Source organism: Pedobacter sp. AC190, from assembly GCF_979258025.1.
The window spans coordinates 3,201,081-3,214,215 of the sequence record NZ_OZ409824.1 but is presented as its reverse complement, the minus strand read 5'-3'; the positions used below and the strand labels follow the sequence as shown (position 1 = coordinate 3,214,215).

The 13,135-nt window shown below is 35.5% G+C and carries 6 protein-coding genes; all 6 read right to left on the bottom strand.

Annotated features, from left to right (window positions below):
- Position 1: 1 nt before the first annotated feature.
- The 6 genes from ACZZZI_RS14115 to ACZZZI_RS14090 all read right to left on the bottom strand — a co-directional run bounded on the left by ACZZZI_RS14115 (position 2) and on the right by ACZZZI_RS14090 (position 13,048).
- Positions 2-1,717: a hypothetical protein gene (locus tag ACZZZI_RS14115; protein ID WP_463489747.1), complete on the bottom strand. Its 1,716-nt coding sequence runs from the start codon at positions 1,715-1,717 to the stop codon at positions 2-4.
- A gap of 39 nt (positions 1,718-1,756) precedes the next feature.
- Positions 1,757-3,043, bottom strand: a complete 1,287-nt coding sequence (locus tag ACZZZI_RS14110) for an MFS transporter (protein WP_316756438.1) — start codon at positions 3,041-3,043, stop codon at positions 1,757-1,759.
- Positions 3,033-4,091, bottom strand: coding sequence for a glycoside hydrolase family 130 protein (locus ACZZZI_RS14105; protein ID WP_463491801.1), 1,059 nt, complete (start codon positions 4,089-4,091; stop codon positions 3,033-3,035). The genes ACZZZI_RS14110 and ACZZZI_RS14105 overlap by 11 nt, the downstream gene beginning before the upstream one ends.
- A 120-nt stretch (positions 4,092-4,211) precedes the next feature.
- On the bottom strand, positions 4,212-5,696 hold the full coding sequence (locus ACZZZI_RS14100; protein WP_316756436.1) for a RagB/SusD family nutrient uptake outer membrane protein: 1,485 nt from the start codon (positions 5,694-5,696) through the stop codon (positions 4,212-4,214).
- A gap of 20 nt (positions 5,697-5,716) precedes the next feature.
- Positions 5,717-8,791 carry a SusC/RagA family TonB-linked outer membrane protein gene (locus ACZZZI_RS14095; protein ID WP_463489746.1) on the bottom strand — a complete coding sequence of 1,025 codons (3,075 nt, stop codon included), beginning with the start codon at positions 8,789-8,791 and terminating at the stop codon, positions 5,717-5,719.
- A gap of 117 nt (positions 8,792-8,908) precedes the next feature.
- A complete protein-coding gene (locus tag ACZZZI_RS14090) occupies positions 8,909-13,048 on the bottom strand; it encodes a hybrid sensor histidine kinase/response regulator transcription factor (protein ID WP_463489745.1) in 4,140 nt (1,379 codons plus the stop codon).
- Between the last annotated feature and the right edge of the window lie 87 nt (positions 13,049-13,135).

Below are 13,135 nucleotides of genomic sequence, written 5' to 3'. Positions count from 1 at the left end.
GTTATTTATTTTGATAATCGATTACGATACCATTTGCAAGTAAATGATGATTTGCGTTTGTTATTTTGCTTTTAGCTGGTGTTTCGACAATTAAAACAGAGTTGTTATTGTTAACGGTTAATTTAATTGTAGCAGATACATTTTTAGCAATGAATTTTTGGGCAACAGCATCGTACAAATCAACCCGTTCGGTGCCTTTAATTTTATAATTAATGGTTTTATTCAAATTGTAAGGATTGTAAATCAGATAAGTTGGGTAAGCCTTATTTTTATAAAAGTCTGTTGCTAAAACATCTAATTTCAAAACACCTTCAATATTTGTTTTTTCTACAATGGCACCAAAAATACCTACGTGTCCACTACCATAAACACTAAACTGAGAAACATCTGGGTTTTTTCCAGGTACCCACTTTGGTCCATCACCCTGTGCTACGGGACCTTTTTTATCCATGTAAAGTGTATCAAACGTAGATGTTTTCGCAAAGCCTTCGTAGGCAATAACACCTTTTGTTACAGCAGCGAATTGCGGAATTGTTTGTCGGTTTGCTGGCATGTATTGCGGATAAAAAAAACGGGAGGCGTTAACCGCATTTAGCATCCATTTCCCTATTGCATTAGCGTAAGCAGGATCATATCTAACGGTAGGAACCAAAGGCCATGCCGCATCAAAGGTATTCATCAAAAATCCATATCCACCGTGATCTACCGTACTGCCAACCACCCCAGAAATGTCATATCCATTCCATTTACCAGTTAATACGCCCCATCCTTCCCGGCAAACAGCGGTGCCATCGAATGTCCAGCCTAAAAGTTTTTGAACATCAAAGTTGGTTCCTTGTTCTACATTCATTCTAGCTGCCAGATAAGCGCCAAAAGGCATCAGTAATTCGTAAGTTGGATTAATCTTATTACTTTCCAAGGCGGTCATTGCGTTAATTGCACCCTGCAAATAACGCTTATCGCCAAACTTTTTATAAGCGGCATACAAAACCCAGGCATGTCCAGCAGCAGCATCCTGTTGTGCACAAATCTGGTTTTTCATCGGCTTCATCTGTCCATAATCAAAGTAAGAATAATTGTAATTCCCGTTTAAAATAGAATCGGCTTTATAAAATTGCTCAGCAATGCTTTTTGCAATCCAATCGAAATCCTTTTCGTTAGGATATTGCTCACAAATTGCATAAAACAATACATTAGGGTACACATCATACCACCAATCTCTGCCATAACCACCACCTAAAAGTGCAACTTCTGGAGCCGTATTATTCATCATAATGTTCCATTTTGTATCACGGTTAAAATAGTTTTTCAGCATAGCTGGATAGTTCATTCCATTTTGTTTGCTTTTATCAATACCGATTAAGCTGGCGCCCATTACGGCACCCATGTTAGCCAGCGCTTCGTGAAACATTCCTTTATTATTTTTACCCTGTCTAACATCGCCAACAGCTGTATAAATACCCATTACCGGTTGATTAAAATTTTTATGGGTACTATCCATCCAAATCATTGGCCAATACTTGCCTTTAGCATTAAAATCGTAAATGGTTTTATCGAAATTTTGTGCCATCAATTTCCAATCGATGATTTTTAGGGGTTGAGGCAAATCGGCCATTTCATCTACCCTACTCAATCTGAGTTGTTTTATTTGCGCCTGAGCAATGCCAACGTTTAGTAATAATGTAAGTGCGAAAAGTATCTTAAATATAAATCTCATAAAATTTGGTTAAAGGTTTTTGTTCTATATTGTGGCCGACTATAAAGGTGCAATCACAACTGGCTCTTCATTACTTAAAATAGGCGCTTGCTCTGCATCTTCTAATTTACCTTGTTTTATAATGTCTTTTGCAACCCAATAAGAAGCTAGTTGCAAAATAGCCACTATAACAATGGCATAGCGCAATGCAATTTCAACCGAGAAGCAATAAGCTAAAATTAAAAAAGTACCCGCACCAGTTAAACGGCCAATATACAAACCTGCTTCATGATTTAAGATGTAAGCAAATTCGCTGCGTTTTTCTTTCTTGATTAAAATATCGATTACACTAAATTGGATAGGAAAGTAGGCCAAATCTAACAAAGGTTTGGCAAGTAATAAAAATAACATAAATAAGATTACACCAAAACTGCTGTATAAGATTCCGTTGATCACAGCGGCAATTGCAAAGAGCAATAAACCTGCACCAAAAACATACAATCTGTGTTTTGGAGATGTATTTCTGCCGATAATATACATAGCTATTGCAGCAATTATTGCCCCTATCGATTGAGCGGTACCTAATGCACCTTCTTTACCAACCAACAACATAATTAACATGGCTGGTGCGGTAACCAAAAACCCCTGAACAAGCCCTTTTAAAGTTGCCAACCTAAGTAGTTTATACCAATATGGATCGAACTTAAAATAAACGAATTTCTTTTCAGTTGGATTACCAAAGTTCCCTCTGAAACACATTATAGAGGCTAGAATGGTTACTACGAAAACTAAACCAGTTACAATTTTATAGGCCAAATGCGCATTTCCATCGGCCGCGTTAAATTCGATAAACCAGCCAATTAAAACTGGAATAACAACAGCAATAATTGTATAAAAGAATGTTTCCAATCCATAATAGTAATTGCGATTCTCATCGTTTGTTATTGCGAGTGCAAGAAAATCTCTGTTTGCCCAATAGAAACCGAACGACATGCCCATGATTAAACCAGCAATACCAATTCCAGTATTATCCAGTGTTGTTAACGACATCATAACCATCATCGAAACACCGCTTAACATCATCCCCAAAGAGTAAAGTGTTTTTATAGAAAACTTGCTAAGTAAATAGCCATTTAGGAAAAATGTAATGGGAATACCTGTGTAAATGGTAAGTTGATAAATAACAACTTTTGTTGGATCGTTAGAACTTCGCATTACATACGCGGCAACGAAAATATCGATAACTGGAAGTACAACGCTGTAAATTAAATTGGTTAGCGTTAATATTCTAAAATTATAGGATTGATTTTTGAAATGTGTAATTTCTGACTTTAGTTTATTCAGCATGGTTATATTTTAATTGAGATAAAATAGCTATGATAGAGAATTTTGCACCGCAAACAAATTCGTCTGCTGCTCCATAATAAATGGTTAGTTCATCGCCATTTATGATATGACCATTTGTAAAAACCACCTGACCAAAAAAGCCTGACAATTCATATTCGGCAACTGGTTTCATAATTGGTTCTTCCGTTTGCGCCAAAACTTTAGATGGATCATTCAAATCCATCAAAAATGCTCCTAAACAATATTGATGTTCTGCATTTGCGCCGTGATAAATTTCCAGCCAGCCTTTTTGTGTTTTTATAGGTGCAGCACCAGCTCCAACACGCTTGCTATCCCAATTATTTTTGCGGGTTTTAATGATGCATTTATGATTCCCCCAATGAATACCATCAGGTGATTCGGCCAACCAAATGTAATTACCGCCCAAATCGACACTGCTCGGGCGATGAAGCGTATAGAATTTCCCACTGATTTTTTCTTCGAAAACGGCACAATCCTTATTGTGTGGCGGAATAATCATTCCATGTTTTTCGAAAGTTTTCCAATCTTTGGTTGTTCGCATTCCTACGCCAACGCCATGCTCCGAAACAGCTGTAAAGGTTAGATAATAAGTATCTTCTATTAAAGCTACACGGCAATCCTCTATCCCAAAGGCCTCATCTGGTCCTTCGCCTTGCAGTAAAGGATAACCTTCAGGTTGATAAAAGTTAATTCCGTCATCGCTACAAACCAAACGTAAATGCGAGAGCGTGGTTAAATAATCGGCACCTTTATAATTGATTACCCGAGGATCGTCAGCTACCAAATCGGGATCATTTTCTTCGATTTCAATAATTTCAATTCCATCGCCTTTTAAAACTGGAAAGGAAATAATGCCTGTTTTTTGTTGAGGACGCTCGGCTACCCGAATAAGTAGCCAGGTTTTATTTTGAAAAGTAAAAACACCAGGATTTAGCAAACAGGCAATCTCCAAACCTGGTCTACTTGGAATTAAATCTTTTGGAGATAAAATTGGATTCTGAGAAAATCTTTTTGCGGTATCTGTCATAATATTAAGAAAATAGTTTTCCATTACCATTTAAAAAATGATTTGAAAAGTATGTATGAGAATATTTGCAGATAATCGTTGCTTGAGAATTAATCTTTACAAACAACGATTATCTAGCTATTAGTAACCTGGGTTTTGCTTTAAAGTTCCTGCAGATGCATCAACTTCACCTTGTGGAATAGGATACAAATAATGTTTATCCTGGAAGTTTTTCCCTTTAGCTGTCATTACTGATTTCGCCAATTTCCAACGTTTAAGATCAAGCATTCTTTGTGATTCAAAGCCTAATTCCACTCTTCGCTCGGAGATTAGCCAATCTTTAATCGTTGCTTTATCTGTTGATGATGCTCTATCGGCTAAAGTACCTGCTGGTGGTAAAGAACCAGTTGCACTTACACTGGTTCTGGCTCTTGCCCTAATTTGATTAATAATTGCAACGGCATCAGCGAATTGTCCCAACTCGTTTTGAGCCTCGGCTTTCCAAAGTAAAACATCAGCATATCTAATGTAGATTTTGTTATTTGCAGCATCATCGTTTCCTTTATTAGATCCATTTGTGCTACCTAATAACTTATTTACATTTTGATTTGGAACATCAACCGTGTACAATTTTCTGGGATCGTTTGCCTCAAAAGCATTTAAAAAATCTGTACTTGGTGCAAAGAAACCCCATCCTAATGGTGCACAAATTCCATTTCCTTTTAACGGATTCTGATTACTTTGATGATCGTAAACAAAAATATCTTCGTTTTCTGCAAATTCTTTAGCTTGGTTAAAGCTATCGAAGTAATTAGCGTTTAAGCTATAAAAACCTAAAGCTTGTAATTCATTTACATTTGTAACAACATCGGCCCATTTTTCTGTGTATAATGCTGCTTTAGCTAGTAGCGCAATAGCTGAACCTTTATTTGCTCTCCATTTTTCGGTAGCCGAACTATATTTGGCATTCGGTAATAAGCCTTTTGAAACGGTTAAATCAGCTTTAATTTTATCCCAAACTGCGTTTTTGTCTGCTTTCACAGCAACATCAAATGCTTCCTGATAAGTGCTTACAGGTTTAAGAATTAATGGAACATCTCCGAAATTGGTTACCAATGAAAAATAATAATAAGACCTTAGGAAATAAGCCTCGCCAAGAAGTTGATTTTTGCGAGCAGTTGTAATGCCTGTAATGGCTTCTATATCCGATTTAGTTAACAACTCAATAGCAATATTTAACCGCTTTATTCCTTCATAATCGTACTTCCATAAGCCATTTGGGCCACCATTAGTAGATGTAAAGGTGAAATTATTAACATCATCCATCCAGGGTTGGTCACCATCAGGATTCCATTTTTTCTCCATATCATCGGATGCAATATCCTGCATAACCAGGTCATTTTGAAAAACTAATCCTCCAGCCCAATCCCATTGTGCCAGAATATTTAAACGATTAGATAATAATTGATAACCCGAATTAACAGAGTTTTCTACTGTACCTAAAGTTGGTGTAGAATTGACCTGTTCTAGAGTTGTTAAACCTACAGCCTCTGTAGTAAGTTGCTTTTTGCAACCCGCCAACGTAATCAAAGAAAACATTAGGCATATAAATAATATTCTTTTCATAATACTTTTGCAAAAAAGATTTACAGATTAATTTTTAAACCAACGATAAAGGCTTTTGATTGTGGATAAGTCCCCTTATCTATTAAAGAAGTCGACTCTGGATCTAAACCTGTGTAGTTTGTTACCGTGAATAAGTTTTGACCAGATGCATATAACCTTACATTTTTTACACCAATTTTTTTCACATCGAACGTGTAGCCCACTTCAATATTTTTTAACCTTAAGTACGATGCATCTTCAACAAAAACACTCGATACATTACCGCCACCATTATTATTAAAGGTTAAACGAGGTAGCGTATTACTTGTTCCAGGGCCATTCCAGCTATCCAGAACAGAGGTCATCGAGTTAAACGGACGGCTATCGAAGTTGATAATCTGTTTTAAATCATTATATCGATCTACACCTTGTACTCCTTGAAGTAAGAACGAGAAATCGAATTTTTTAAATGATGACGAAAAAGCAAAACCGTAGGTTAATTTTGGGACTGGGTTACCAATAAAAGTTCTGTCATCCGCATTAATTTGTCCGTCACCGTTTAAATCTTTGAATTTAATATCACCAGGTAAAGCACCATTTGCATTTGAAAATAAATGACTGGTTACTTCGGCTGGAGTTTGGTAAATGCCATCGAACAACAAACCAAAATAGGAGTTTATAGGTTGGCCAACTGCTGTTCTGGTATGAGTCTGATCATCGTTTATGTTTTTAACAAACTCTTGTAGCTTATTAACCCGATTAGTTAAAGTAGCAATATTTGCATTAACATTGTATTTGAAGGCGTGATCTCGGTTTTGGAAGTTTAAACCAAATTCAAAGCCTTTATTGCTAACCTCGCCTGCATTAACATAGGTACGATCGATTACCCCAACCGAAACCGCTGGCAAACCAACAGTTAACAAGATATCATCTGTTTTTTTAATAAAATAATCGGCTGTAAATGAAAGTTTATTTTTTAGGATGCCTAAATCCAAGCCAAAGTTTGTTTGCGTTGTGGTTTCCCATTTAACATCAGGATTACCATATCTAACTACATTTACAATTCCTCCTGATTCTGAAACTAATGTTTGATAGGTGTTATTTGGAATTTCCTGATTACCTGCCTGGCCCCAGCTTCCTCTTAACTTTAGTTCAGAGATCCACTTAACGTCTTTCATAAAGCTTTCGTTAGAAACCATCCATCCTGCAGATGCAGATGGAAAATAACCCCATTTATTACTCGGGCCAAAACGAGAAGAACCATCGGCTCTTAATGTTGCCGTAGCAAAGTATTTGTTATCGAAATTGTAAGTACCACTTCCAAAAAACGAAACCAGTTTAAATTCGCTCGCCGAACCAGAATTGTAAATATTAGTTAAACTTCCATAATCTAAATACTGAAATCCTGAAGAGCTTTTATCAAAATTCTGTCGGCTACCACCAATTGCTGATGATTTACTTGAGATATTTTCTGCACCCAATAAGAAATTTACGTTATGCTTTTGAGCAAAAGTTTTTTGATAATTTAAGGTATTGGTAAAAGTAAAATTCATTACTTCACCCCTGTTTTCATCTAGGTTATTAGGTTTATTATTTCTACCTTTTCCTGGGTACAGTTCGTCGGGATTATTATCGTTATCATCGCCAAAATTCTGAGCGAAGTTTTTATTGTGAGAAAAACTGATATCTACACCAACACTTGATCTAAAAGTTAGTGATTTATCACTTAAAAAAGCATATTCGGCGTATATGTTACCAAAAGTTTGAAACGTTTTTCTCTTATCGTTGGTAAAATTAACAATAGCTATAGGGTTTGAACTGAATTCAAAGTTCTTATCCCAACCATTGTTATTACCCGTATAAAAAGGTAAATCGGTAAAAGGATTTGATGCAGAATAAGTAGGATCAGTTACGTTTTTATAAACTCCTAAAACTGGAGGACGGAGTAAAGCATGTCTAATTACACCAGGAACATCGCCACTTGATGACAGTTTATCTTGTTTGGCAAAGCTCAATTGAAGATTTGTTCCTACTTTAAAGCGATCGGTAACGTTTGCATTTACGTTCGATCTGAAATTGAAACGCTCATAACCATCGTGGTTTTGAACAACAATTCCATCTTGCTTATAATAACCTGTTGAAATAAGGTATTGAACATCATCAGATCCACCATTAACAGATGCCTGCAGATTTTTAGACTTGCCAGTTTCGAACAATTCATTCAACCAATCTGTATCGGCTAAATCAGTTCTACTTCTTGCTGCCTGATAAGGACTAATTGCACTGGCAGCATTCCCCAAGGTATTGTGCCAGGCTCTGTCTTTAACCGTTAAATATTGATCGGCGTTTAACATTTCGGGCAAATTTGTTGCCTGATGAAAACCAGCAAAATATTCTACATTAATATTAGCCTTGCCTTTTTTACCATTAACGGTGGTTATAATTACTACCCCGTTTGCCGCTCTTGAACCATAAATTGCACCTGCTGCTGCATCCTTTAAAACCGTCATCGATTTTACATCACTTTGATTTAAGAAGGAGATGTCGCGGGTTGGAACACCATCTACTACATAAAGAACATCATTGTTTCCCAATGTTCCCTCGCCTCTAATCCTAATTTTTATTCCATCACCTGGCGCACCTGTATTTGCAGCTACAAATACACCTGCAACCTGCCCTTGTAATGCTTGTGCAACATCAACAATTCTGGTTTTCTGTAAATCATTCATATCAACGGTAGCAACCGAGCCTGTAATAGATGCTTTCTTTTGAGAAGTATATCCTACTACCACAACATCATTTAAAGATTGCGACGAGGGCTTTAAAGAAATACTTAAACTTCCACCAGCTGGCGATAAGGTTGTGGCGTTATAGCCGATATAAGAAAATGTTAAAGTTTGAGCCGAACCTGGCTGAAGGGTTAATACATATACCCCACTTCCATCGGTAGAGGTTTTGTTTTGAGTATTGGTTTGCATTACTACTACTCCTGGCAAAGGCTGATTGGTTTCATCAGTAACTTTACCCGTAACCTTAGTTTGCGCATAACTTGTAAAACCCGTAACGGCTAGAAACAAGAAAACCAACGATGCGTAGATACGTCTGTTTTTTTTCATTTGATTTATATTTGATTAGTACTACAAATATAGACCTGGAAATGCGCAAGAAGAGTATACTATAATTACATTTTAGTTCACTATCATTACAAAAAGCAGTTTTGAGGTGGTTTTTAGTTAAATTATCTCAGTTGTTGCTGATGGCTCATGATACTTTTGCCGATACTCATTTGGCGCCAGATGATAGATTTTTTTAAACTCTCTAAAGAAATAAGATTTGTTGTTAAAACCAGTTAAATAGAAAATTTCGGAAACATTTAGTTTTGAGTTTTGCAGTAAAACCGCAGCATGTTTTAACCTTATTCTTTTTATAAATTCAGATGGAGTCATACCAGCTAAAGTTTTCAGTTTTCGGTACAATTGCATTTTACTAATGCACAAAATATCTTCTAATTTTGATGCATCTAAATCAGTTTCGGCTAAATTATCTTCCACCGCTTTTACTAAAGCATTTAAAAATTCTTTATCGCCTTGTTCTAAATCAACCTCAACAAATTGGTTATTAATATTCCGATCTTTAATTAAATGATTCATGCGGTTTCGGTAATCCAAAAGCTTACGCACCCTCATTTGTAAATAATTAATGTGGAAAGGTTTTGAAATATAAGCATCAGCACCTGTTTCGTAACCTTCGGTTTTATTTTCTTCTGTACCTTTTGCAGAAAGCATAATAAAAGGAATATGGCAGGTAGCAGGTGCTGTTTTAACATGTTTGCATAGCTCCAATCCATTCATATCAGGCATCATCACATCGCTTATGATGATATCTGGCGTATTATTTTTGAGGAATTTTAAAGCCGAAAGCCCATCTTCTGCTTCGTAAACATTGTATTGATCTTTTAAAATATTTTTGATCAGGAAACGTAAGGCAGCATCATCCTCTACGATAAGGATATTATATTCTGACTTTTTCTGCAAATCATCTATTAAGGCCGTTTTATTATTTTGTTCAGTAGATTCTGCAACTTCGTTTTGATATGGTTTTAAGATAGATTCGAATAAGTATGAAGGTGCAGAGGCGATCACCTCATTTTCTTTGCCCTCTATTACCTGTTTAAGTTTTAGTTTAAAGCTGAAAGTAATCCATTCTTTTTGTAGTGAAACATTAATAGCTCCATCCATTACCGAAATTAATTCTTTGGTAAAGGCTAAGCCAATGCCTGTACTAAACTTCTCAAACTGATTTTCTTCACCTACATGAAATTCGGTAAAGATATCTTCTAAATCCTGCTCTTTTAACTTGCAGCCCGAGTTAGTTACAATGGCTTCTAATATTTCAGTTTCTTGATTATAATTAACGGTTAAGATAATCTGCTGTGCTTTACCTGCATGTTTAAAAGCATTCGATAATAGGTTAAAAAGCACTTTCTCAAATTTATCCTTATCAATAAAACCAGCTATTCCATTTTGAATATTTCTAGTAAATTTCTGCCCTTGTTCTTCTGCCAGAGGTATAAATAACTGTGTTAAACTATTCAATAGCTTAGTAATGTCGAAATAATCGTCGTTTCGTTTTAAATAACCAGCCTCAGCTCTCCTAAACTCTAATAATTGTTGTACCAGGTAAGTTAATCTAGCCGTATGCTGATGTACAAGTGATAAAAAATAATTCTTATCGACAGGCTTATCCAGCATGTTACGCTTTTGCATAAAATGCTGTACCGAACCTAATATCAGGGTTAATGGGGTTTGAATTTCATGAGCAATATGAGTGAAAAAATTAATTCTCTGGCGATGTACCTCTTCGTCCTTTTGCCTAAATAAATATTCTCTTTCGAGTTTAAATTTCATCTCCAGTTTATTTTTTCTATAAAGGTGAAATGCGTAGCCACCGATAATTAATAAAAGTAGATAGAATGCATAAGCTGGATAAGTAAGCCAGAAATACTGTTTTACATGGAGTTTTAAAGCTGGGATATCTTTTGTCCAAACCCCTTCACCATTACTCCATCGAACCAGCAGGTCGTAATCGCCTGGCGGAATGTTATAATAAGCAATCTTGCCGTCAGTACCAGTATATCGCCAGTTTTGATCTAATCCTTTTAATTTATACGCAAACTCATTTTTTGCCGAATTGAAATAATTTAGTGCATTAAAAGAAAACTGAAAAAAGTTGCTTTTGCGTTCTAAATCGAAACTTTCTGCTTGTTGCTGCTTCGCTTTAATAATTAGATACTGATTGTTCTGAAATTCGCGACCACCTAATTGCAAATCAGAAATCAAAAGATTTGATTGCCTGCTATTTTCGGTAATATACTTAGGCATAAAATAATTAAAGCCATAAATACCTCCGAAAAGCAAGTAATTATTCTTCGTTTTAAAAACGGCTCCATCACTAAACTCATTACTTTGCAAACCATCGCTTTCCTGATAATTTGCAATCGTATTATTTGTTGGATTTAACTTGGCTAAACCTTTATTTGTACTTAACCAAATATTTCCCGAACCGTCTTCCTGAATGGCATGAATGGTATTATTTGGCAAGCCATTATCCATTGTTATTTTAATAAATTTTGGACTTTTCTTAAGCGATTCGGCATAATTTAAATAATTTAAGCCATAACTCGTACCAATCCATAAACGGTTTTGCTTATCGTAAAATAACGACAAAACATCACTATGTGATAAACTACCTTCATAGCCAAAAGCTTTGTATGTTTTAAATAATCCTGTTTTTTTGTTTAACACACTTAAACCACCATATCGGCAGGCAATCCACAACCGATCATCTTTCCCTTGAGCCAAAGCATAGATTATATCATTAACTGGTCCGTTTTTCTCAGTTGAAGACGAATAATATTGCTTAAAACTTTTTACAGAGATTGAAGCGTCGGTATTTCTTTGAAGCTTTAGGCGCACCAATCCAAAACCGCTTGTTCCCATCCAAACCGAGCTGTCTTTATCCTGAACAATAGTATAAACAGACTTAAAATCAGGGAGCTTTTCTGTTCCTTTAATATTTTTCCAATGTATGGTTTTAGCAGTTTTCTGATCGTAAACAGAAATTCCCTTTCCATCCGTACCAATATAAATGAGTTGGTCTTTTCCTCGCTCTATCGCAAATACTGAATTGTTTTCTAATCCAGTGCTTAAATCTATTTTCTTTGGTTTAGCGATTTCATTCTGCACTTTCCAAAAATTATCGAAAATTAATACGCCATTTCCTTTTGTGCCAACCCACAAATTGTTCCCTTCTTCGGCAAATGCCCGTATTGGCTTATTAATTACATTTCCATTGATCCGCGTTAGCAAGCCGAATAAATTTTCTTTCGGATAAATTTGAATCAAGCCATTACCATCGGTTCCCAGCCACAAAACCTGATCCCATCCTACCGTGAGTGCTGTAACTTTTAAATTTTCTAAAGGTTTAGTTTCTTTTTCAAGAAAAGAAGTTTGTTTAAAATCCTTATTGTAAACACTTATTCCTTGATTTTCCCACGCTACTATATAATTGGATTGATAGTAGGTAACTGTTTTAATTTTTTTTGACGCTATCGAAATTGGCTGGGTTTTAAAATCGGGGCCAATTTTATAATGAGTATCATTATTTGAGGTGTAAATAATCTGATTATTTGCAATAAAAAAATTATTTATTCCATGGCTTCCTTCGTAAATTTTAACAAAAGAAAGCTTATTAGAATTAGTTTTAGCGGCAATTAGTTGTCCTTTTTTGTTAAGGTACCAAAGAATATCTTCAGCAAAACACATTTTAACAATACGGTCTTCTGTTCTAAATCTCTGGTAGTATTCGAACGTATCTTTTTTAGTGTTATACTTACTTAACAGGCCTTCGGCAGAATAACAAAAAACATCTCCATTCGAATTTACAACGAGCTCGTATTCATTTTCTCTTACTTTTTGTGTTATCGTATTACGATAGAAGTAGCGATTGAATTTGCCCAGTCTTTTATTGTATCTAGAAATACCACCAACAGTATTTATCCAGATATTCCCATTATTATCCTCTTTTATCGATTGGATAACATTACTCCCAATGCTGTTCTCCGCTTTATCAATGTTATGATTGTAAACATTAAATTTAGATCCGTCGTAACGGTTTAATCCATCCCAGGTGCCAATCCAGAGTAATTGGTCTTTATCTTGAAGAATTGCATTTATTGAGCTATTAGATAAACCATTCTTATTATCGAGTTGGCGATAATAAAATGAGATACCTGGTTTAACATCTTCTACTCCTTTAGCTATAAAAGTGAAGAAACTAGTGTATAAAAACAGCAAGCTAAATGCCTTAATCATATCAAATTTAGGTTCAATTTCTCTATTTGGATAAAATAATTGAGGGATGTGCCTAAATCTAAATAAAATAATTGAGCTATAATTGGA

Bases quoted from the DNA above. Each gene is read 5' to 3' on its own strand.
- ACZZZI_RS14115 (WP_463489747.1), bottom strand. From the start codon at position 1,717: ATGAGATTTATATTTAAGATACTTTTCGCACTTACATTATTACTAAAC.
- ACZZZI_RS14110 (WP_316756438.1), bottom strand. From the start codon at position 3,043: ATGCTGAATAAACTAAAGTCAGAAATTACACATTTCAAAAATCAATCC.
- ACZZZI_RS14105 (WP_463491801.1), bottom strand. From the start codon at position 4,091: ATGACAGATACCGCAAAAAGATTTTCTCAGAATCCAATTTTATCTCCA.
- ACZZZI_RS14100 (WP_316756436.1), bottom strand. From the start codon at position 5,696: ATGAAAAGAATATTATTTATATGCCTAATGTTTTCTTTGATTACGTTG.
- ACZZZI_RS14095 (WP_463489746.1), bottom strand. From the start codon at position 8,791: ATGAAAAAAAACAGACGTATCTACGCATCGTTGGTTTTCTTGTTTCTA.
- ACZZZI_RS14090 (WP_463489745.1), bottom strand. From the start codon at position 13,048: ATGATTAAGGCATTTAGCTTGCTGTTTTTATACACTAGTTTCTTCACT.